We start from the raw sequence: 21,789 nt of genomic DNA, 5'->3' as shown, positions 1-21,789 counted from the left end.
GACGACCGCGTGCACACTGACCAGGCATCGGTGTCCGACGTCAGAGCATGATCAGGTACCGCCGGACCGGCCCGAACGCGGTGCCTCCACCGCCGCCAGTGCCAGTACCAGCACCGTCAACGCCAGCACCATCGTCAGTGATGACCCCGGGGTCGACGAAGACGCCGACCGTGGGCGGGATGTCGCCGTGCTGGATCAGGTTGTCCGGCACGATCGCGCCCCGCACCCCGCCGGCCGGATCCAGGTACCACCAGCCATCCTGGAACACCAACAACGCCGCCGGCTGTGTCGGCTGTGAATGCGCCGGCAGGTGCACCCAGAACTTGCGCACCGTACCCGGGTAGATGGCGCTGTCTGTCCGGTCGACTCGATGGTCCGGCCAGCCGGGACACCAGGTTGGCGTAGCGAGTCGGGGCCGTGCCGGTACCTGACGTCGGACTGGTCGACCGGCAAATGCCGGAACGGCACCTCGACTGGTGAACGCCGCACCCGTCGCTCCCTTGGCAGGGCGGGACGTCAGGCGGTGGCCAGGGGTTCCAGGACGTCGCGGCCGCCGAGGTACGGCTGCAGTGCCTTCGGCACCCGTACCGAGCCGTCCGGCTGCTGGTGGTTCTCCAGGATCGGGATCAGCCACCGGGTCGTCGCCAGGGTGCCGTTGAGGGTGGCCACCGGCTGGCTACGACCGTCAGCGTCGCGGTAGCGGATGTTCAGCCGGCGGGCCTGGAAGGTGGTGCAGTTCGACGTGGAGGTGACCTCGCGGTAGCGGCCCTGCGACGGCACCCACGCCTCGCAGTCGTACTTGCGGGCCGCGCTGGTGCCGAGGTCGCCGGCGGCGACGTCGATCACCCGGTAGGGGATCTCCACCTTCGCCAGCATCTCCTCCTCCCAGGCGAGCAGCCGCAGGTGCTCGTCATGGGCCTGCTCCGGCGGGCAGAAGGAGAACATCTCCACCTTGTCGAACTGGTGCACCCGCAAGATGCCACGCACGTCCCGGCCGTACGAGCCGGCTTCCCGCCGGAAGCACGACGACCAGCCGGCGTAGCGCACCGGCCCGTCGAGGGTCAGGATCTCGTTCGAGTGGTATGCCGCCAGCGGCACCTCGCTGGTGCCGACCAGGTACAGGTCGTCGGCTTCGAGCCGGTAGATCTCGCTGGCGTGCTCGCCGAGGAAGCCGGTGCCTTCCATCGACTCCGGCTTGACCAGCACCGGGGTAATCGTCGGGGTGAGGCCGTACTCGACGGCCTGGGCGATGGCCAGCTGCAGCAGACCGAGCTGCAGCAGCGCGCCGACGCCGGTCAGGTAGTAGAAGCGGCTGCCGGAGACCTTCGCGCCTCGTTCGACGTCGATCGCGCCGAGCGCTTCACCGAGCGCCAGGTGGTCGCGGGGTGCGTCGATGTCGGGGCGCTCACCGACCTCCCGCAGGACGACGTAGTCGTCCTCGCCGCCGGCTGGCGCGCCGACCTCAATCAGGTTGGGGAAGGCCAACTGCGCCCGGCGCAGCGTCTGCTCGGCCTCGGTGGCGGCGGTCTCGGCCGCCTTCACCTGGGCCGACAACTCCTTGGTACGGGTCAGCAGCTCGGCCTTCTCAGCCGGTTCCGCCCGGGGCAGTCGCTTGCCGAGCTGCTTCTGCTCGGCGCGCAGCGCCTCGAAGGCCTGCACCGCCGCGCGGCGCGTCTCGTCGGCGGCGATCAGATCGTCCACCCGGGACTCGGACTCGCCGCGGGCACGCTGGCTGGCACGGAAGAGGTCCGGGTCGTCACGGAGCAGTCGGAGATCGATCACGGAAGTCAACGATACCGGCCCACCGCGTCGGCCCGCGCGCAGGTTTTCGGCCGGCTCGCCAGCGGTGCGTCCTCACCAGTGGGGTGTCTGGTGCGGCGGGTTGTCCGGCCGGACGAACGGGGCGGTCGGCCCGACCGTCAAATCGGCGGGTGCACCCCCGCCCGGTTCCGGAGCGGTGTCCCGCGGCCGACGCCACGGCAGGTCGGTCGGGGCGGGCGCCGGACCCGCCGGGTCGCCGGTCGCGGGTCGTTCGCTCCCGTCGAGCCCCCGACCATGGTCGGCACCGCCTTCGATGTCGGCACCGCCACTCCCAGTGGTCCCGCTACGGCCGGCCGCGGTCCGCCCGGCCAGGTACAGCGCCAGCAGCAACGCGCCGACGCCGACCAGGCCGGCGGTCACCGCCGTACCACGGCTGACCAGCACCTCCATCTCGGCGGGAACCTGCAACGACGATCGGATCAGCTCGTCGCCGTTCAGCATCACCGTGACCAGCAGGGCGACCATCCCGGCACCGATGGTCAGCCCGGCGATCCGGGTGTCGGGGCGGTTGCGGTGGGAGCCGAACAGTGTCAGGGCTGCACAGACCAGCAACGCCAGCAGACCGAGCAGGTACCCGGTGCCGAAAGCACTGAGTTCGGCGAGCCGCACGGCGGCGGCATAGGGACCGCCGTTTCCGACGTCGATTCCGGGGATCTCGAAGGTCAGCCACACGCCGCCGAGCGAGCCGGCTGCGGCGAGCACCCCGACGGCGGCGAGCAGCAGGCTCGGCAGGTTGCCGCGGCCAGCCGAGCCGAACCGGGTTACGGCAGCGGCACGGGCCCGGTCGACGGTCGCGGCGGTCGCGCCGGACAGCCGCTCAGCGACGACGGTCCACCTGCCGGGGCCAGGGCTCGGTTCGGACCCAGGACCTGGGCCGTCGGCCAGCGGGGTGTCGTCGCCGCCGAGCTCGATCACCGCCGGCTGGTCGGCCGGCGGGCGGGGCAGGGCGGGTTCCGCGCCGGTACGGCGGCCGTCGTCGGGCATCGGGTCCGAGCCTCCTCGGTGACCTTGCACGGGCATCGTCGCGTCGGGCATCGAGGTGAGCTAGCGTCATGCCCATGCCTATCCGTACCGCATCTGCCCGCTGGCAGGGCAATCTGACCGAGGGTTCTGGCACTATCCGCACCGGGAAAGGCGGGTACGAAGGAAACTACTCGTTCCGGTCCCGCTTCGATGAGGGCGAGGGCACCAACCCCGAGGAGCTGATCGGTGCCGCCCACGCCGGCTGCTTCTCGATGGCGTTCTCGAAGGGTCTGGCGGACGCCGGGTTCACCCCGACGTCGGTGCAGACCACCGCAAGTGTGCACCTGGACAAGACGGACGCCGGGATGACCGTCACCCGGATCGACCTGGAGACGGTGGGCGAGGTACCCGGTGTCGACCCGGAGACCTTCCAGAAGCTGGCCGAGGCGGCGAAGGCGAACTGCCCGATCTCCCGCCTGCTGTCGCCGGGTGCCGAGATCACCCTGAACGCCAGCCTCTCCGTCTGACCGCCCGCCCACGACGCCACCCTGACGATCCTGGGCTTGTCCGGCGCCGTCGACCGATCTCACGTTCGCCGGTGTCTGGACGAGCCCGGGATCGATACCGAAGCAAGCCCGGTGATCGATACCCGGCAGGCCCGGAAAACGCCCCGGGGAGCCGGTGTGCGGCAGAATGGACCGATGCCGGTCGACATGAGCCGCGAGCGCTTCGAGGAGTTGGTCGGGGAGGCGCTGGACGAGGTCCCAGCGGAGCTGCTGCGGCTGATGAGCAACGTGGTGATCCTGGTCGAGGACGAGACCCCGCCGGGCGAGCCGGAGCTGCTCGGTCTGTACGAGGGACACGCCCTCACCAGTCGGGGCTGGGACTACGCCGGCGTACTGCCGGACCGGATTCTCATCTTCCGGCACCCGATCCTGCGGATCTGCGCGACCGAGGCCGACGTGGTCGACGAGATCGCGATCACCGTGGTGCACGAGATCGCCCATCATTTCGGCATTGACGACGAACGGCTACACGATCTGGGCTGGGGTTGACCAAGGATGGTCCGGCCGGGCGATGACGTGCGGTTGCGCGGGTTACCTACCCTTCGGTCGATCAACCTGACCAGGAGGAACCCATGCGCAGTGCCCTGTTCTCCGCCGATCACCTGGAGAAGGAGTCCGCCCAGCCCGGGCTGCGGCTGCAGAACTCCAAACTGCTGAAGATCGAGCTCAACGGCGAAGCGATGGCCCGGACCGGTTCGATGGTCGCCTACCAGGGCCACGTGCAGTTCCAGGCGCTCGGCTCCGGCGGTCTCGGCAACTTCATCAAGCAGAAGCTCACCGGCGAAGGCGTACCGCTGATGAAGCTGACCGGCCAGGGTGACGTGTTCCTCGCCAACGAGGCCGCCGACGTGCACCTGATCGATCTGGAGCCGGGCGACGCGCTGTCCATCAACGGCTCCAGCGTGCTGGCCTTCGACTCCACGCTGCAGTACGACATCCGGATGGTCCAGGGAATGGGCTTCGCCTCCTCCTCCGGCCTGTTCAACTGTGTCTTCACCGGGCAGGGACGGCTGGCCATCACCACCAAGGGCACTCCGGTCGTGCTCTCCGTCGACCAGCCGACCTACGTCGACCCGCAGGCCGCCGTCTGCTGGTCGGCCAGCCTGCAGACCGGCTACCACCGGGCCGAACAGTTGGGCATCGGTACGCTGCTCGGCCGGCGTACCGGGGAGGCGTTCACGATGAGCTTCGCCGGCCAGGGCTTCGTGATCGTCCAGCCGTCCGAGGAGCCGCCGGTGCGCGGCGCCGGCCAGATCCCCCAGTAGCCCGACCGACGCGCGGGACGCGCCGGGTGACTGACCCCGCTGGCGGTGTCCGGTCGGCTCAGTCCAGTTGGCCGGCGCGGATCCGGGCCAGCCAGGCGGCTGCCTGCGCGTACTCGTCGTCGTGCCGGCCGGCCGGCCCGCCCGTGGTGCGGGCGCCGGCCGCCGGCGGCCAGTCGTGCCGCGGGTAGGAGCCGAGGAACCGTACGTCGGCGCAGACCCGGCGGAGCCCGCGCAGCGCGTCGCCGAGCCGGTCGTCGGCGACGTGCCCGGAGCAGTCCAGGAAGAAGGCGTACCGGCCGAGTGCCTCCCCGGTCGGCCGGGACTCGATCCGGGTGAGATTGACCTCCCGGACGGCCAGCTCCATCAGCACCGCGAGCAGGGCGCCGACCCGGTCGTGGGCGATGTAGACCGCCAGGGTGGTGATGTCGTCGCCGGTCGGGGCCGGCGGCGGTCCGGGGCGCCGGACCAGGACGAACCGGGTCACCGCGTCAACGTGGTCGGCGATCTTGTCGGCCAGCACGGTCAGTCGGTGGCCGCTGGCGCCGATCGGCGCGCAGATCGCCGCGTCGTATTCACCGGCCGCCGCGCCGACGGCCGCCGCGCCGTTGGACAGTACGTCGACCACGGCGGCGTTCGGCACCTGCCGGCGGAGCCAGGACCGGCACTGGGTGGACGCCTGCGGGTGGGCGGCGACGGTGCGGACCTGTTCCAACGTGGTGCCGGCGGGTGCGGCCAGCACGAAGTCGACCGGCAGCACCACCTCCTGGGTGATCACGAGCGGCTTGCCGTTGGTCAACTCGTCGAAGGTGACGCCGACCGCTCCGCCGACCGAGTTCTCCAGCGGCACCAGGGCCGCGTCGACGTTGCCGGCCCGGACCGCGTCGAGCGCCTCCGGCACGCTGCGGGCCACGACCCGCTCGCCCTGCCGGGCCGCCGGGATGGTCAGCAGGGCCTGCTCAGCGAAGGTGCCCTCGGGGCCGAGGAAGGCGAATCGGGTCGGCGCAGGGACGGACATGCCGGCCAGCTTACGGAGTGGTCGGCGGGATCGGCACCGACTCGCAGGCGAGGGTACGGATCCCGGCCGGCGCGACGACCCGGACCGGGATGACGCAGACGTCCGTACCGGCGGTGACCAACGTGAACGAGGTCGGCGACCCTTCGGTGACCACCTGCAACGGCTCCCGGGACGGGATCTGCACCACCGTGTACTGCCAACTGCCGGCGCACCGGGGTGCCACCGGCACGCTGACCTGGGCGCCGGCTGGTAGCAGCCCGTCGGTGCGGCGCAGCAGCGCCACCACCTGGGCGGCGGTGGGCCGCCCGGCGCAGTCGACGGCGACGGCCACCGGGAAGCCGTCGGCCGTCGGGGAGCTGCTCGGGGTGGCCGACGGCGGGTTGGCCGGCGTCGGCGTGGGCGTACCTGGCGGTGCGGTCGGCGGCGATGTGCCGGTCAGTGCCGGCGCCGGCGCCGCGTCCGCCGTTGAGGCGTCGACCCCGGGCGGCCGACCGCAACCGGCGACCATCGATACGCCGAGCAGTGCCGCGCTGATCAGCAGCAGTCCGAAGCCGGCGCGCCGGCCGGGGTGCCGGCTGCCGGCCCGGGACCGTCGACGTGCGGACAGCACCAACTCATGGTACGGCTGCGCCGGCGACCCGGTGGCCGCTGCCGGTCAGCGTGGCCAGAGCTTCGGACAGCCGGACGGTCGGCACCAGCAGATAGTCCGTGTCGAAGGTCGAGAATGCCACGATGTTGACCCGGGCTTCAGCCAGCGGACCGACGAGCGACGCGAGGACCCCGGTCAGCGCGAGGTCCAGTGGGCCGACCACCCGCAGGCAGCGCCACGGCGTCTCGACTTTGGCACCGGGCGGCACCCGGTCGGTGCGGCAGATCACCGACACCTCGTCCTCGGTCCAGGTGACCGAGACGACCCCGGCGGTGGGGCCGGCCAGGTATTCGGCCGGCAGCGAGGACCCGGCCGGTAGGCGGCAGACGGCGTACTCCGCTGGCAGCAAGTCCAGGTCGAGCATGAGGGCAGCGTACGGCAGAGGCGTCGACCGGCGGGCCGGTCATCCGGCCGAGTACGCGGTGGTGATCGGTGCGAAGAAGGTCAGCGACCCGGTCACCTTCTTGCCGGTCCACACCGGGGTGGCGATCGCGTCCACCGTGCCGTCGCCCTGGGCAGTGGCCGCGTCACTGTCGACTCGCAGCAGGCCGCGGGCGAGCCGCCCGGAGCTGAGCGCGAGCAGCGGCGGGATCTTGTCGATCTCGGTCTCGTCGAGCTCGCCGCGTTGCGCGGTGAAGTCGACCAGCCGCAGGCCGGCCAGCAGCGGCCGGCCTTCGACCCGGCCGGGTTCGCCGAGGCCCAGCAAGTCGCAGCAGGACCGGGAGATCGCGGCGACGGTCAGGTCCTGGCGCAGGACGAGACACGGCTCCAGCGCGGTAGCGGCGGTGGCCGCCCACAGCTGAAAGTTGTCCACGCGCATCGGCTCGATCGGCTCGCGGGCCTGAGGGACCAGCGGTTCCGAGATCGAGAGCTCGACGTGCGCCACCCGCGCCTCCCCTGACTCAACCGGACAACAGCAACGCTATCCGGTCTCTGCCGGGTCCGTCGACTGATGCCGAGCAGGCTCAGGATCGGACAGACCGGGGTGAACGGGTGCAGTCGTCACAAGCTGGTCGGCAGCGGGACGTACGCCGTAGTGAGGTCGTCAGCGCCTTCGCCCCGAAGGCTACCGCCGGCTGGTCGGCTTGTCAGCGGCTGAACGGCCGGCCCCGTACCACCGGTAGTCGGTCGCCGAGCGGTACGGAGCGTTCAGCCAGGTCTCCGGGTGCCGGGCCACCTGGTACAGCTTCTCGGCGGTGGCCGAACTGATCCGGGTGCCCCCGGCGATGAGCAGCCGATCCAGCTCCCGATGGGTGGTGACCATGCACTCCTTGGGCAGCCCGTACACGCTGATCACCCCGGAACCGACGAAGGTGAGCACCGGAGCGACCGGGATGGTGTGCCCGACCGCGGCGGACATCGCCTTGCTCGCCCGCTTGGCGTCCCGGCGGGCCTCGGCGACGTACGTCGGTCGCTTGCCGTTGATCTGCACCACGTCACCGGCGACCAGGACCCGGCTGCGGCCGTGGTCGACGACGGTGACCGCGAAGAGCCCGCTGGGCCCGATGGCCAGGAACCCGGCACGTTCCTCGCGGCCGGCGGTCTCCAGCCCGAGCACCCGGTCCGGGCTGTCGGTACGCGGCCAGTTCACCACGTGCCAGGACGGGCCGAGCTGATCAAGACGGTTCAGCGCACGGGCACCGGCCGCCTCGATCCGCTTGGCGCCACGCTCGGCCCGACGGCGTCGGGCCCACTCCATCGGCGACGGCCGGATGGCCTCCAACGTGCCAGGTGCGGACTCCTCCATCGCCCGTTCATCCGGTCGGGGCAGCGCCCGCTGGGCGGGCAGCACGCGGCGCTCATGGAAGACAGTCATCACGACCTCCGGCAAAGGTCCCCTGGACGATGGACTACCAACTACCGTACGTGGCGACACCGGTACTAAAGCAAGACACCAGGCCGGAGTGAGTAGGGATGAATGCCCTATTCACCCCACGACTCTTTCAACAGATGGTGCCAAACGACTGCCATAGGCTGCGAGTGTGACGCACTACGTCGACAGTGAGGTAGGCCACCTCCGGGTGGTCATGCTGCACCGTCCGGGCAGCGAGCTGGCCCGGCTGACCCCCCGCAACACCGGTGCCCTGCTCTTCGACGCGATCCCCTGGGTCGCCGGCGCCCAGGCCGAGCACGACACGTTCGCCGCCGTGCTGCGCGAGCGCGGTGTCGAGGTGCTCTACCTCGAACAACTGCTCACTGAGACGCTCGCCGCCGCCCCGGCCCGCGCCGAGGCCGTGGCGACCGTACTGGCCGGCCGCCGGTTGGGCGAAACCCTGCGCGACCGGGTCGCCGAGCAGCTCGCCTACCTCGACCCGGCCGGACTGGCCCGGGTGCTCGTCGCCGGCCTGGCCCGTGGCGAACTTCCCCGCCGCGACGACCGGCCGGCCGGGCTGGTGCATGCCCTGCTGCGCGAGCACGACTTCATCATCGACCCGCTGCCCAATCTGCTGTTCACTCGCGATTCATCGGTCTGGATCCGCGACCGGGTGGCGGTGACCAGCCTGGCGATGCCTGCCCGCCGCCGGGAGGGCCGGCTCACCGACCTGATCTACCGGCACCACCCGCGGTTCGCCGGGACCGAGCTGATCCACCGGCCGGACCAGGAACACGTCGAAGGCGGCGACGTGCTGCTGCTCGCCCCTGGCGTGCTGGCCGTCGGCGTCGGCGAACGGACCACACCCGCCGGGGTGGAGCGACTGGCCCGGCGGGTGCTCGGCGACGGGCTGGCCCACACCGTCCTGGTGGTGCCGATCACCCAACGACGGGCGACCATGCACCTGGACACCATCTGCACGCTGGTTGACGTGGACGCGGTGCTGATGTACCCGCCGATGGCCGAGGAGCTCGCCGCGTACACGGTGATCCGTACCGCCTCGGGCGACCTGCAGGTCGCTGGACCCGCGCCGTTCCTGCGGGCTGCCGCCGACGCGATGGACATCGACCGGCTCCGGCTGGTCGGCACCGGGCTGGACCCGGTCACCGCAGAACGGGAGCAGTGGGACGACGGAAACAACACCCTGGCGCTGGCTCCCGGGGTGTGTGTGGCGTACGAGCGGAACACGGCGACCAACACGCAGCTGCGCCGGGCCGGGATCGAGGTGGTGACGATCCCCAGCGCCGAACTCGGGTCCGGCCGGGGCGGCCCACGGTGCATGTCGGCACCCCTGGTCCGGGATCCGCTCCGGCCCGACTGACCGGCCGCCGGGTCAGCGCAGCGTGAGCTGCCGGCCCAGCAGCCCCTGCCGGGACCGGCGGGCGGCGGCGTCGAGCGGATCGGTGACGCTGGCCGCCGCCGCGAGCCGCTCGGCGAACTCGGCCAACGGCTGCTCCCACTCGGCGGCCTCCGGCCCGGACGGCAGGTCCCACACCGGCACCAGCAGCCCGTGTGCCCGGAACATCCCGGCGAACCGGGTCTGCGGCCCGATCGGCAGGTCACCGGCGGCGCTCAGCCGGGCCAGCGTGTCCAGCGTCCGGTCCTCGTCTCCGGGCAGTACCCAGCGCACGTGCGCCCGCTCCCCCACCCGGCACCAGTACGCGGCGGGCGCCGCCGCCATCCGGGTCGTCGGATAGATGGACGCGTCGGCCCGTTCCAGGGAGGCCTGCACCGCCGGGTTGGCGGCCGTTTCGGGCTCCACCCAGAACGCGAAGCTGTCGTGCACCTGGACCGTCAGCGCCCCGTCGGCGAGCACGTCCTGCAGCCGGGGGCCGGGGCCGGGCAGCGGCGGCACCGGCACCGTGTCGCCCGGCGCGGTCTCCAGCGCGGCCAGCAACGCCGCCGCCAGGTCGCGAGAGACGTCCCCGGACTGGGCGTGCCGCTGCAGCCCGATCATGATCTGGCCGTCGGCTCGGACGACGGCCGGGGCCGCCATCGGCAGCACGGTGGCCAGCGTCACCGTCCGGTCGGCGTACTTGCCGGCCAGCTCGGCTTCGAGGATCAACGGCGCGGTGGCCGCTGGGACGAGTTCGCGCAGCGCGACCCAGTCCGGCTCGTCGGCCAGCCCGGCGAACGGCCGGGGCACGAATACGTCGCGGATCTTCTCCCGCTTGCCGCCACTGGCGGCCCGGTCCTGCTTTCGGCGCTTGCCCACGGCCAGACAGCCTAGAGGAACCGGCCCGCCACCGGGGGATCCGCCCGGCCCCCGGGTCTGCGACCGCTGGAATCTGCCCCCGGCCCGGCTCAGCCCGAATCCGGCTCGCCGATCTCTGCCCAGACGCAACGGCCGGAGCCGGCGGGCTCTACCCCCCACCGGCGAGCCAGGGCGGCGACGATGCCCAGGCCACGGCCGTTGAGCGCACCCGACGAGGCGGTCCGGGCCTGCGGAACGTCCTCGGACCCGCCGTCGGTCACCCGCAGCAGGACCGTGCGGCTGTGCCGGCGCGGAATCAGTTGCCAGGTCACCCGGATCGTTCCGTCCGGAAGCGGCCGGGCGTGCCGTACGGCGTTGCCGACCAGTTCGGCCACGACCGTCATCACGTCGGACAGGAAGTCGGGGCGGATCCGGTCGGCCAACGTCCGGGCGAGCTGGTGACGGGCGAACCGGGCACCGCTGGCATGGTGCGGTACCAGCATGCTCCACACCCGTCCCGCCAGTGCCGAGGTCACGCCGCCTCCTCTCAACTGCGGGGCAGCCGCACCTCGGCGACCGTACCTCCGCCGTCACGGGGCCGCAGGGACACCCAGCCGTGTTGGCGCTCGACGATCTGTCGGACCAGGTACAGGCCGAGTCCGGCGCCGGGGTAACGGCGCTGGTCGCCCGACTCGCCCTGCCAGAACCGATCGAACGCTCGTTCCACGTGTTCCGGACGTACCCCGATGCCGCGATCACTAATCCGCAAGGCCACCGAGCGTTCGTCGGCGATGGCGGTGACCTCGATCGGGCTGCCCGATGGCGAGTACTTGTCGGCATTGGTGGCAAGTTCGGTGAGTACGGTGATCAGGCTCGCCCGGTCTCCGACCGCTTTCGGCAGGTCGTCGGGCAGCTCGACGGTGAGCCGCTGACGCAGTCCGGCGGGCAGATTCTCGACAGTGGCCCGCAGTGCCTCGACCAGATCGAACGGGGCGGACGGCGTGCCGGCTGCCGGTCCCGAGTCATTGGCGGCGGAGAGTAGCCGGTCGACCAGCCGGGCCAGTTCGGTGGCCCGCTGCCCGAGCACCCGGGCGGCCTCCCGTCGGTCCCGGTCGGTCAACGACTCCCAGTGATCACTGAGGGTCTCCGCGTACCCTTTGATCACGGTGACCGGGGTGCGTAGCTCGTGGCTGGTGACCGCGATGAACAGGTCGACGTCGTGGTCGCGGTGGTGCTGGTCGGTGATGTCCCGGAAGGTGACCACCCGGGAGGCGGCGAAGCCCGGTAGCTCCCCGGAGGTGATCCGCAGCCACCGGCCGTCCGGCTGCTGATGGTCCACGACCTGTCCGGGGGGCGGCACCGGGAACGGGATCGGTCGGTGCAGCCGGTCCTGTGCGGTGCTGCCGGTGAGTCGCTCAGCCGCCGGGTTCCACAGCCGCACGCAGGATTCGTCATCGACGATGGCCAGTCCGTCGGCGAGCGCGGCGACCACTGGCCCGTCGCCGTGCACCGGCAGCCCGGTCTGGTCGCCGTACATGTTGGCGATGCAGGACGCCAGGTAGGCGATCAGCGTGTGATGGTCAGGGCCGGCGCTCCGGTCCGGATCCGGGTAGTAGGCGTGCAGGCTGCCGATCAGCACCCCGCCGATCTCGGCGCGCGCGATCAGCATCCGATGCAGGCCTCGGCCGGCGATCTGGTCGGCCGGGCCGGCGGCGAGCGCCGTCACCGGGAACTCGACGGTCCGCGGTCCGGTGAGCAGCCGGGCGGTGGCGGGTTCGTCGAGGTCGACGGGTCGGCCGACCGACCATTCGGCGGCACCGGTGGCGGCGATGATCCGACCCCTGTGTGGTCCGTACTCGGCGAACGAGGTCCCGGCGGCGCCGAGCGCACGCTGCGCGAGTCGCAGCAGGTGGTGCAGGATCGGCAGCCCCGACTCACCGCTGTTGATCCTATCGAGGACGACGGTGTGTCCAGCGATCAGACTCGGATAGTCGGGGCGTTCCGGCATGCTTCGAGTCTGCCCGGTGCCGGCGGATTTGGGCAGTGCCGGGCCGCCAGCGCCGCGCCGCCGATCAGAGGACCCGGGGCGCTTCGCCGGACTCGCTCACCATCGGTCGGGAGTGCGCCGCCCAGTCCTGCATGCCGCCGGTGAGGTTGCGGACGTTGTCCCAGCCGTGCTGGTTGAGGTAGGCGACGACCTGCCCGGACCGGCCGCCGGACCGGCACACCACCACCACGTCGCCCTCCTGCGGGACGTCGGCCAACCGGTGCGGGATCTCCATCATCGGCAGGTGGTGGGCGCCCGGCGCGTGCCCGGCCGCCCATTCCTCGGGCTCGCGGACGTCCAGCAGGTACGCGTCGGCGGATACGTCGGGGACGTCAACGGTGGGGATCGGTGGCCCATGCATGCCGAACAGTCTATTCCTGGCCCGCCAGTACCGACGGGTTGGCGAGGATGAACTCGGCGAGGTTGTCGTTCTTGACCGCCTGGAACATCTCCTGGCTGAGCGGATCGATGTTCTCCCGGCCGGCGTCGTTGCCGTTGAAGCTGCCACCGTTGGTCCGCAGCATGACCAGGTCGTTGGCGGCCACCCCACGCAGGGTGAAGACGAAGTCCGGCAGCGGCACCTTGCCGGTGTCCAGCACGAACGCCTTGCCGGCCGCGTCGATCAGCTCGTTCAGCTTGAGCGGGTTGGTCATCACCCCGTTGGACATCGCCTTCTTGGCCATGGCCTTGATCAGCTTCTGCTGGTTCTTCTGCCGGTCGTAGTCGCCGTTGTCCAGCCCGTATCGCTGCCGGGAGAAGTCCAGCGCCTCCCAGCCCTGCATCTCGCGGCAGCCCTTCTTGTGCACGACCTGCTGCTTCTCCCCGCTGACCTTGTCGGCGTCGGAGTTCCACATCGGCTGGCCGTCGACCAGGGTCATGTGGATCGACGGGGTGTCCTCATCGACGCAGAGCCGGACGCTGCCGAGGCTGTCGATGACCGACTTGAAGCCGCTGAAATTGATGATCGCGGCGCCGTCGAAGCTGACCCCGGTGAGGTTCTTGATCGTTTCTGCCATCAGCTGGGCACCGCCCTTGTGCCCGGCACCGTTCTGTGCGCCGTGGAAGAACGCCTCGGTGGCCTTGCCGACCCCGCCCGGCCACCCGCTCTTGTCGAACGGCGGAATCTCGACCTCGGTGTCCCGGGGGACGGAGATCAGGTAGGCCTGGTCGTGAGTAGCGGGGATGTGCAGGATAATGATCGTGTCGGCCCGGGTGTCCGACTCCGCCCAGCTGGCCCGGTGGTCGATGCCGAGCAGCAACATGTCGATCGGGCCTTCGAGGCTGTCGCCGCCCTCAGCGTCGGTCTTGCCGGCGACGCCGAGCAGGTCCGACTGCTCGATCCCGCTGGTCGCCTGGGCGATCAGCCACTTGCTGCCGACGATCGTGGTGCCGCTGAGCATCATCAGCAGCGCACCCAGCACGACCATCGTGCGAGCCCAGACCGGGTCCTTGCGGCGGGGCCGCCGGCCCGAGCCGCTGCGGCCGGAGCCCGGACCCGACCGGCCGCTCGACCGACGTCCGGCCGCGCCGCGGGTGGCGAGCGGGTTCCCCGACTCGGTCGACGTCGAACGTCGGCGGGTCTGAACCGGCATGCCTGCTCCTGGGGGGCGTGACAATAGGGCGAGCCCACTGTACGGAAACTTGGTCGACTTATCGACCCTGCTCGGGTTTCAGATTTGTGTCGGATTGACCGGTCACCCGGTGACGACCGGCAATATCCACTCAGTCACCGGATCAGGGCTGTCAGTCACTGGCACCCGGACTGGGCGTGACGTTGGCCTGGACCCAGGCGGTCATCTGATCGGCCGCCATCGCCCGGTACATCGACAACGCTTTCTCCCGGTCGGAGACCACCACCGATTCGCCGTTGATCGTCTCGCTGCCGTTGTGCGGACTGGTCAGAAAGTGCAGGTTCTCTCCCCTGAGCTTGCGGAACTGCAGCGCCATGTCGACCAGGGAGAAGCCCTGGTCGACCGTCACCGCCTGGGTCGTCGCCTTGAGAAACGCATTCAGTTTGACCGGGTTCGACAGTGTGCCGGAACTCACAGCCTTGTCCATCAGTGCGCGGAGGAACTCTTGTTGGTGACGCATACGCGCGAAGTCACCATCCGGAAACTGTTTGCGTTGGCGGACCCAGTCCAGCGCCTCGGTGCCGTTCATGTGATTGACGCCCTCACTGAACTGCCGGTACGGCTTGTGGATCGACGTCGTGTCCTGCTCGACGGTCAGGTCGACCCCGCCGAGCGCGTCGGTGACCTCGACGAAACCAGCGAAGTCGATCGACATCACATGTTTGATCCGCACGTCGGTGAAACACTCCACGGTGCGTACCGCCAGCGGCAGCCCGCCCCAGGCGAACGCGGCGTTGATCTTGGCACGTTCGCCGGTCTCGCAGGCCGCAGCGGCGTCCGACGGGACCGGCACGTACAGGTCACGCGGGATCGACACCAGATAGGCACGGTCGTGTGACGACGGGATGTGCATCACGATGATCGTGTCCGCCCGCCACTTGCCGGCCTGGTCGACCGGGGCGTCCGGATCCCGCGAGTCGGTGCCGATCAGCAGGATGTTCAGCGCGCCGTCGACTGCGGCCGGCGGCCGCCCCTCGGTGATCTGCGAGAACGGATCGGTCCGCCCCAGATCCTGGTCCAGCCCACGGGCGTACGCCCAGAGCCCACCGCTGGCGAGCAGCGCCAGCACCACCAACGCCACCCCGCCGACCAGGGCGATGCGCCCCCAGCGGGGCCGCAGCCGGCGTGGCGGGCCACCGTACTGGTTGCCGGCACGACCGCCGACCGGCACCTGCGCCCGGCCGCTCGAGGACCCGTAGGCGGTGCCGGCCGGACCGGTCGTCCGGCCGGGGACGGCCCGGCCACCGGGGCGGCTGCTGACTGACCGGTCACCGTGCTGGTTGCTGGCTGGCATGCCTCCAGCGTACGTACCGGGCGCTCGCCCGCCGATGACTCGACTGCCGGGCCGCCGCCGATCAGCCGAGTCGCCGCCGATCAGCCGAGTCGCTGGCGGAAGTAGGCGATGGTGCGGCGCAGCCCGTCCTGCGGATCGACCGTCGGCTGGTAACCGAGCCTGGTGCGGGCCAGGGTCAGGTCCGGACGGCGCATCTCCGGGTCGTCCGAGGAGCGGGCGACCAGGTTGATCGTCGACGAGCTGCCCACCAGTTGGACGATCCGCTCGGCCAGCTCCCGCATGGTCAACTCATGCTCGGTGCCGCAGTTGATCGGCCCGGTCTCGGTGGAGTCGAGCAGTGCGACGATCCCGGTCACCAGGTCCGCCACGTAGCAGATCGACCTGGTCTGCCCGCCGGTGCCGTGCACGGTGATCGGCTCGCCGCGCAGCGCCTGGCTGATGAAGGTGGGGATGGCCCGGCCGTCGTCCGGCCGCATCCGGGGCCCGTACGTATTGAAGATCCGCACAATGCCGGCGTCCAGCCCGCGGTACCGGTGGTACGCCATCGTCGCCGATTCGGCGAACCGCTTGGCCTCGTCGTAGACGCTGCGCACCCCGATCGGGTTGACGTTGCCCCAGTAGGTCTCCGGTTGCGGGTGCACCAACGGGTCGCCGTACGCCTCGGAGGTCGACGCCATGATGAACCGGGCCCGGTCGGCGACCGCCCGGTCCAGCAGGTGCAACGTGGCGAGGGAGCCGACCCGGAGGATCTCGATCGGCAGCGTGGCGAAGTCCGTCGGGCTGGCTGGCGAGGCAAGGTGCATGATCGCGTCAAACCGCTGACGCAACGCCGGGTGATGATCCGGCAATCCGTCCGAAATGTCCGCCTCGACGAGGGTGAACCGAGGTTCGTCGGTGAGGTGGGCGACGTTCTCCTTGGAGCCGGTGACGAAGTTGTCCACCGCCACCACCGCACAACCACGCGCGACCAACCGGTCGACGAGGTGGCTTCCGACGAAACCAGCACCTCCGGTGACCAACACTCGATGGCCGTCGCCGAATCGGGGAACAGGCAGCATGCTCCCGAGCCTAGTGGTAGCGCCCCGGCCGGCCAGCGGTTGCCACCCGGGTCGGCCCGGACCGAGCTACCGGCCGCGCGGCTCGCCGAGTTCGCGGTACCGGCCGCGGTAGTGGATCAGCGGCCCGGCGTCGCCTTCGTCGCCGACCGTGACCGACTCGACAGTCGCCTCCACCAGCATCGCCCACCCGTACGGTCGGGCGTCGTCGAGCCGGCAGCCCGCCCACCCGCTTGCCCCCGCCAGGACCGGGCCGTACTCGGTGAACTGCCAGTCCGCTGCCTTGAACGGTCCGCCCGGCGCCGGCATCAGCCCAGCGAACCGGTCCGCGAGCTGCCGATGCGCCGGACCCAGCGGAACCATCGCGAACCTGCCCGACTCGCGGAGCACCTCCCACAGCTGCGACTCCTCGTCGAGCAGCCCGAGCAGTCGCGGCGGGTCACCGTCGGCCAGCACCGTTGACGACACGGTCAATCCGGCGAGTGGAGCCGACCCACCACCGGCCGTCCACAGCGTTACCGGGACGGCCAGCCGGCCACGTAGCCGCCGCGCGGGCGAACGGTCCTCACTCGCCGTGGCGAACGGGTCGCGATAGTGGATCTCGGCACCGGGCTCGGGATGATTCACGTGAAACATTGTGACCCAGTCGGGAGTCACCGGCGCGGCGTCACCGTGGCGACCAGCTCCGGCATCCGTCGGTCCAGCAGGTCACCGGTGATGTACAGGCCCAGGGCCACCGCACCCAGGCCGTATCCGACGCCGACCGGCAGGGCGAACCAGTACCAGACCTCGCCGAGCAGCGCGGTGGCCAGCACGATCGGCACCGCGGCCGCCGCCGACGCGACCATCGCCACCAGCGCCAGCATGCTCTTCGCCACGCCGGCACCGCTGTTCAGCGCGAACGGATTCGACGTCTCCGGCAGCGAGTAGGCACCGACCACCGAGACGATCAGGTTGACCGCCAGCCCGGCACCGTACGCGGCGAACAGCGTCCCGGCGGCGACCGGGATCCAGCCCGGTTCGCGCAGGAACAACCCGAAGCCGGCCGAGATCGCCACCAGCAGCGGCCCGATGTAGACCGAGAACCCGACCACCCGGGCACGCAGCTCCAGCCGACCCGGCACCCCGGCGATCACGTTCGCCGCGTACGCGCTGCCGTCGAATCCGAACTGGTTGGCCAGGGTCACGGCGGCGAGCGCGCCGACGAAGAGCATCGAGATGCTGACGCTGGTCGCCGACGCGGACGGTCCGGTGCCCACCGAACCGTCCGGATCGTAGGTGAAGGCGCTGAAACCGCCGGCGTTGATCAGCGCCGGGATGAACACCCCGACCACGGCGACGGTGATCAGGTTTGCCCGCCGCCGCATGTCCCGCCACCAGTAGCGCACCTCCCGGGCGACCAGTGCGCCGTACCGGTCGCGGGGGGTCCGGGCAAGCAGCCGCGGGAACAACTGGCTCACCGGGGTTCCGGACGCAGCGGCCACCGACCTGGCCGGGCCGCCGCTCGCGGTGCCGACCATCGCCGACTCCAGCGACCTCGACCACCACCGGTACAGGCCGGCCAACGCGACGGCGGTGACCGCCAGCTTCACCGGTACCGCCCAGAGCCGCCCGGCGACCACGTCGAAACCCATCGTGTACGGGGCGGCCAGTGGAGTCCAACCGAGGATTCCCGCCACCTCAGCCAGCCGGTCCCAGTCGGCGTTGCCGAGCCCGCCGATGACCAGCAGTTGCAGCGGACCGAGCAGGGCGGCCAGCACGGCGAGCAGCACCGCGGCCAGGTCACGCACCCGGCGCGACCGCAGCATGCCGGCGAACGCGCTGGTGATCGCCCGGCTACCCAGGACGCAGAGCAGCAGACCTGCGGCGACCCCGACCAGTTGGACCGTGCCGGCCAGCGGGCCGCCGAGCAGCGCCGCGCTGAGCACCAGCCCCAGGGTGGCCAGACCGGTGGCGATCGACGGTACGCCGATCAGTCCGGTGACCAGCAGCCCGGTGACCATGGTCCGCCGGGGCAGCGGCAGCAGCGCGAACCGGGCCGGGTCGAGCGTCTCGTCCACGCCGAAGAAGGCCAGTGGCAACAGCAGCCAGCCGAGCACCAGCAGGGAGCCGCCGAACCCGGCGGCCAGCAGCATGCCCTGTTCGCTGTCGACGAACCCCGGCGCGGCGAGGATCAGGAAACCGTTGCCGGCGAACCACAGCCCGGCGATGATCCCGCCGATGAACAACGCGATCCGCCAGCCCTGGCCACGTAGGTTGTTGCCCATCACCCGCAGCTTGAGGCGGACGAAGTGCCGGGCCCGTACCGGGCGCCGGCCGGCGACGGCGGGCGCGTCGGCGGTCGACCCGGTGACCGCACCGCCGGTTCCCGGCCCGGTCACAGCCATGCCAGTTCCTCCCCGGTGGCCGTACGACCACCGACGACGTCGACGAAGACCTCTTCCAGCGACCGCCCGGCCCGTACCTCGTCCAACGTGCCGACCTTCTTGATGACTCCGTCGGCGAGGATCGCCACGTGGCTGCAGAGCCGCTCGACCACGGCCATCACATGGCTGGAGAAGATCACCGTGCCGCCGCCGCCGACGTACCGCTGCAGGATGTCGCGGATCAGCGCGGCGGAGACCGGGTCGACCGCCTCGAACGGCTCGTCGAGCACCAGCAGCCGGGGTCCGTGCAGCAGCGCACAGGCCAGCCCGATCTTCTTTTTCATGCCCGCCGAATAGTCGACCACCAGGGTGCGTCCGGCGTCGTCGAGCGCCAGCACGTCGAGCAGTTCGCCGGCCCGCTGGTCGACCACCGCCGGGTCCATGCCGCGCAGCAGACCGTGGTACGCGAGCAGCTCGGCACCGGTGAGCCGGTCGAACAGCCGCACCCCGTCCGGCAGTACGCCGAGCAGTTGCTTCGCCCGCACCGGGTCGGCCCAGACGTCGTGGCCGAGGACGTGGGCGTGGCCGGCGTCCGGCCGTAGCAGCCCGACCGCCATCGACAACGTGGTGGTCTTGCCGGCACCGTTCGGGCCGAGCAGGCCGTAGAAGGAGCCGACCGGGACGTCCAGCTCGACCCCGGCGACCGCGACCTTGTCGTCGAACCGTTTGGCCAGGCCGCGCAGGACGAGCGCCGGCCCGCCGGGCTGGGCAGCATCTGTCATGGTCCGACGGTAACTACCGGCATCCCGGATACGCTCCCGCTGAGGGAGGATCCGGCTCTCCTACCCGGGTACGACGGCGACGGCGACACCGACGCAGGATGTCACGGGCGCAGGCTCTCCGGCGCGTGCAGTCGCAGCATGAGGGCGTTCACCTGACCCGGCAACCGCCGCCGGGTGACCACCGACACCAGCATCATCACCGCGAACGCCAACGGCACCGTCCAGGCCGCCGGCTGGGCGACCAGGACCGCCGGCCAGCCGGTCAGTGGCGGACCCAGCACGGTCCACAGCACCGCGCCGACGGCGGCGCCACCACCGGCGACGATGCCGGCGGCGGCACCGGCGTCGGTCAGGCCACGCCACCAGATGCCGAGCACGAGCAGCGGGCAGAAGCTCGACGCGGCCACCGCGAAGGCCAGCCCGACGACCTGCGATACGTCCAGGCCGGAGACGTTCAGCGCGAGGACCATCGGTACCGCGCCGGCGACCAGGGCCGCCAGCCGGAACCCGCGTACCGAGTTGCGCCGCAGCACGTCGGTCGAGACGGCCCCGGCGACGCTGGTCAGCAACCCGGACGAGGTGGACAGGAAGGCGGCGAACGCCCCGGCGGCGACCAGCGCGGCGAGCAGCTGACCGAGCAGTCCGCCGCCGAGCGCCGCCTCCGGCAGCAGCACCACGACCGCGTCCGAGCGTCCGGTCATCAGCAGTTGCGGCGTGTAAACCCGACCGAGTACCCCGTACAGGGTGGGGAAGAGGTAGAACAGGCCGACCAGGGCCAGCACCACCAGGGTGGTCCGGCGGGCGGCGGCACCATCGGGGTTGGTGTAGAACCGCACGAGTACGTGCGGAAGCCCCATCGTGCCGAGGAAGGTGGCCAGGATCAGCGAATAGGTGGCGAACAGCCCCTGGTCACCTCGGTCCGGGTCACCGGGCAGCAGCCAGGCGGCGCCCCAATAGGCTTCGGCCCCGGACACCTCGGGGACCCGGTCCCCGGCGGCGAAGGTCAGCTCGGTGCCCGGGGTCACCTGCTCGGTCCGCCCGTCGGCGTAGTTGAGCGTCGCGGACCGCTCGACCACCACGGTGGTCGCCTGAGTGAAGGTCAACCCGTCCGGTGGGCTGACCGGCGGCCGTCCGTCGGACTGCCACTGCATGGCCAGGAAGACCGCCGGTACGGCGAGCGCGGTCAACTTGAGCCAGTACTGGAACGCCTGCACGAAGGTGACCGCCCGCATGCCGCCGAGCGCCACGTTGGCGGTCACCACCCCGCCGACCAGCAACGCTCCCAGCGGGTAGGGCGCGCCGGTGACCGTGGCCAGGGTCAGCCCGGCGCCCTGCAGCTGGGGCAGCAGGTAGAACCAGCCGATGAAGATCACGAAGACGGTGGCCAGCCGGCGCAGCCGCCGGGAGCTGAGCCGGATCTCGCAGAAGTCCGGCAGGGTGAACGCCCCGGACCGGCGCAGCGGGGCCGCGACGAACAGCAGCAGGGCCAGGTAGCCGGCGGCGAAGCCGACCGGATACCAGAGCACGTCGACGCCGTACTTGAGGATCAGGCCGGCGATACCGAGGAACGACGCGGCCGAAAGGTACTCGCCGCTGATCGCCGCCGCGTTCCAGGACGGGCTGACGGTACGCGAGGCGACCAGGAAGTCGGACGTGGTCCGGGCCAGCTTCAGCCCGTAGAAGCCAATCGCGACGGTTACCAGAGTGACCACGACCAGCGCCGGGATCACGTACGGGTTGGTCATCGGCGCCGCTCAGCGTTCCGGCCGGCGGACCAGCGCGACGAAGTCCTGTTCGTTGCGTTCGGCGAGGTGAACGTAGGTCAGGCCGACGGCCACCAGGAACGGGAACGCGGCCACCCCGAGCAGCAGCCACGGCAGGTTGACGCCGACGATCTTGATCTCGGCGACGCCGGGGGCGATCGCGAACAGCATCGGCAGCGACCCGAGGCCGACCATGACCACCACCGCCAGCCGCATCGCCAACGCCAACTGTGCCCGGACCAGGCCGCGCACCAGTGCCTCGCCGATCTGCGTCTGCTCAGCCAGGTCGGTACGCAGCCGGTCGGCGTCCCCGCGCCGGCCGACCTCGCCCAGCACGACCCGCACCCGCCGGGGTGGCGAATTGGCGGGCGGGGGCGCCGCGGCGGGGCCGGTGCCGTCGTGTTCGGCCATGCCGGCAGTCTCACGGCCCGTCGCGGAATGTCAAGGGCAGTCCCCGGCGCAGACGGAGCCACGACGCGTCGTCCGACAGCGAAGCGCCCAACCG

The 21,789-nt window shown here is 71.1% G+C and carries 24 protein-coding genes; 4 read left to right on the top strand and 20 right to left on the bottom strand.

All coding sequences use genetic code 11. The features are described from left to right. Positions 1–40: 40 nt before the first annotated feature. From ACFHW1_RS26090 to ACFHW1_RS26080, 3 genes are all read right to left on the bottom strand, one after another. Positions 41–331 carry a hypothetical protein gene (locus ACFHW1_RS26090; RefSeq protein ID WP_416550769.1) on the bottom strand — a complete coding sequence of 97 codons (291 nt, stop codon included), beginning with the start codon at positions 329–331 and terminating at the stop codon, positions 41–43. A gap of 185 nt (positions 332–516) precedes the next feature. Beyond that, the gene (serS, locus tag ACFHW1_RS26085; RefSeq protein WP_416550770.1) at positions 517–1,782 is read right to left on the bottom strand and encodes a serine--tRNA ligase; all 1,266 of its coding nucleotides are present in this window, start codon (positions 1,780–1,782) and stop codon (positions 517–519) included. A 72-nt stretch (positions 1,783–1,854) separates the two neighbouring features. After that, positions 1,855–2,805, bottom strand: coding sequence for a hypothetical protein (locus ACFHW1_RS26080; RefSeq protein ID WP_416616332.1), 951 nt, complete (start codon positions 2,803–2,805; stop codon positions 1,855–1,857). 74 nt (positions 2,806–2,879) lie between these two features. On the opposite strand from ACFHW1_RS26080, the gene ACFHW1_RS26075 reads away from it, so the two are divergent. From ACFHW1_RS26075 to ACFHW1_RS26065, 3 genes are all read left to right on the top strand, one after another. Then, on the top strand, positions 2,880–3,311 hold the full coding sequence (locus ACFHW1_RS26075; RefSeq protein ID WP_416550772.1) for an OsmC family protein: 432 nt from the start codon (positions 2,880–2,882) through the stop codon (positions 3,309–3,311). Positions 3,312–3,485: 174 nt separating this feature from the next. After that, positions 3,486–3,839: a metallopeptidase family protein gene (locus ACFHW1_RS26070; RefSeq protein ID WP_278173063.1), complete on the top strand. Its 354-nt coding sequence runs from the start codon at positions 3,486–3,488 to the stop codon at positions 3,837–3,839. A gap of 83 nt (positions 3,840–3,922) precedes the next feature. Then, entirely contained in the window at positions 3,923–4,615 is a 693-nt protein-coding gene (locus ACFHW1_RS26065) for an AIM24 family protein (RefSeq protein WP_416616331.1), read from the top strand. Between the two features lie 58 nt (positions 4,616–4,673). Here ACFHW1_RS26065 and pheA read toward each other — a convergent pair whose 3' ends face one another. The 5 genes from pheA to ACFHW1_RS26040 all read right to left on the bottom strand — a co-directional run bounded on the left by pheA (position 4,674) and on the right by ACFHW1_RS26040 (position 8,095). Then, complete coding sequence (gene pheA, locus ACFHW1_RS26060; RefSeq protein WP_416550774.1) at positions 4,674–5,630, bottom strand: prephenate dehydratase; 957 nt, start codon at positions 5,628–5,630, stop codon at positions 4,674–4,676. Positions 5,631–5,640: 10 nt separating this feature from the next. Next, positions 5,641–6,240 carry a hypothetical protein gene (locus ACFHW1_RS26055; protein ID WP_416550775.1) on the bottom strand — a complete coding sequence of 200 codons (600 nt, stop codon included), beginning with the start codon at positions 6,238–6,240 and terminating at the stop codon, positions 5,641–5,643. Positions 6,241–6,244: 4 nt separating this feature from the next. Next, a complete protein-coding gene (locus ACFHW1_RS26050; RefSeq protein WP_416550776.1) occupies positions 6,245–6,643 on the bottom strand; it encodes an ACT domain-containing protein in 399 nt (132 codons plus the stop codon). A gap of 39 nt (positions 6,644–6,682) precedes the next feature. After that, the gene (locus ACFHW1_RS26045) at positions 6,683–7,165 is read right to left on the bottom strand and encodes a hypothetical protein (protein WP_416550777.1); all 483 of its coding nucleotides are present in this window, start codon (positions 7,163–7,165) and stop codon (positions 6,683–6,685) included. A gap of 180 nt (positions 7,166–7,345) precedes the next feature. Next, entirely contained in the window at positions 7,346–8,095 is a 750-nt protein-coding gene (locus tag ACFHW1_RS26040) for a hypothetical protein (RefSeq protein ID WP_416550778.1), read from the bottom strand. Positions 8,096–8,261: 166 nt separating this feature from the next. Here ACFHW1_RS26040 and ACFHW1_RS26035 point away from each other — a divergent pair, with 166 nt between their 5' ends. After that, positions 8,262–9,473, top strand: coding sequence for an arginine deiminase (locus ACFHW1_RS26035; RefSeq protein ID WP_416550779.1), 1,212 nt, complete (start codon positions 8,262–8,264; stop codon positions 9,471–9,473). Positions 9,474–9,485: 12 nt separating this feature from the next. Here ACFHW1_RS26035 and ACFHW1_RS26030 read toward each other — a convergent pair whose 3' ends face one another. The 12 genes from ACFHW1_RS26030 to ACFHW1_RS25975 all read right to left on the bottom strand — a co-directional run bounded on the left by ACFHW1_RS26030 (position 9,486) and on the right by ACFHW1_RS25975 (position 21,695). Then, complete coding sequence (locus ACFHW1_RS26030; RefSeq protein WP_416616329.1) at positions 9,486–10,367, bottom strand: DUF5926 family protein; 882 nt, start codon at positions 10,365–10,367, stop codon at positions 9,486–9,488. An 89-nt stretch (positions 10,368–10,456) separates the two neighbouring features. Beyond that, entirely contained in the window at positions 10,457–10,882 is a 426-nt protein-coding gene (locus tag ACFHW1_RS26025) for an ATP-binding protein (protein ID WP_416616328.1), read from the bottom strand. Positions 10,883–10,893: 11 nt separating this feature from the next. Continuing rightward, entirely contained in the window at positions 10,894–12,354 is a 1,461-nt protein-coding gene (locus ACFHW1_RS26020; RefSeq protein WP_416616326.1) for an ATP-binding protein, read from the bottom strand. Positions 12,355–12,418: 64 nt separating this feature from the next. After that, the gene (locus ACFHW1_RS26015; protein ID WP_416550783.1) at positions 12,419–12,754 is read right to left on the bottom strand and encodes a rhodanese-like domain-containing protein; all 336 of its coding nucleotides are present in this window, start codon (positions 12,752–12,754) and stop codon (positions 12,419–12,421) included. 10 nt (positions 12,755–12,764) lie between these two features. Beyond that, complete coding sequence (locus tag ACFHW1_RS26010; protein WP_416550784.1) at positions 12,765–13,985, bottom strand: LCP family protein; 1,221 nt, start codon at positions 13,983–13,985, stop codon at positions 12,765–12,767. Positions 13,986–14,136: 151 nt separating this feature from the next. After that, on the bottom strand, positions 14,137–15,402 hold the full coding sequence (locus tag ACFHW1_RS26005) for an LCP family protein (RefSeq protein WP_416551085.1): 1,266 nt from the start codon (positions 15,400–15,402) through the stop codon (positions 14,137–14,139). Then, positions 15,399–16,376 (bottom strand): NAD-dependent epimerase/dehydratase family protein, encoded by a 978-nt coding sequence (locus ACFHW1_RS26000; protein ID WP_416550785.1) that lies wholly within the window; start codon positions 16,374–16,376, stop codon positions 15,399–15,401. Before ACFHW1_RS26000 ends, ACFHW1_RS26005 begins: the two co-directional genes overlap by 4 nt. Positions 16,377–16,442: 66 nt before the next feature. Next, positions 16,443–17,009, bottom strand: coding sequence for a flavin reductase family protein (locus ACFHW1_RS25995; RefSeq protein WP_416550786.1), 567 nt, complete (start codon positions 17,007–17,009; stop codon positions 16,443–16,445). Between the two features lie 17 nt (positions 17,010–17,026). Further along, complete coding sequence (locus tag ACFHW1_RS25990; RefSeq protein WP_416550787.1) at positions 17,027–18,760, bottom strand: ABC transporter permease; 1,734 nt, start codon at positions 18,758–18,760, stop codon at positions 17,027–17,029. Continuing rightward, entirely contained in the window at positions 18,751–19,521 is a 771-nt protein-coding gene (locus ACFHW1_RS25985) for an ABC transporter ATP-binding protein (protein WP_416550788.1), read from the bottom strand. The genes ACFHW1_RS25990 and ACFHW1_RS25985 overlap by 10 nt, the downstream gene beginning before the upstream one ends. A gap of 101 nt (positions 19,522–19,622) precedes the next feature. Beyond that, positions 19,623–21,266: a cation acetate symporter gene (locus tag ACFHW1_RS25980; protein WP_416550789.1), complete on the bottom strand. Its 1,644-nt coding sequence runs from the start codon at positions 21,264–21,266 to the stop codon at positions 19,623–19,625. Between the two features lie 9 nt (positions 21,267–21,275). Further along, entirely contained in the window at positions 21,276–21,695 is a 420-nt protein-coding gene (locus tag ACFHW1_RS25975; protein WP_416550790.1) for a hypothetical protein, read from the bottom strand. Between the last annotated feature and the right edge of the window lie 94 nt (positions 21,696–21,789).

This window comes from Micromonospora sp. LOL_014, assembly GCF_048060245.1.
Taxonomy (GTDB): Bacteria; Actinomycetota; Actinomycetes; order Mycobacteriales; family Micromonosporaceae; genus Micromonospora_E.
This window is presented reverse-complemented; position numbering and strand designations above follow the sequence as displayed.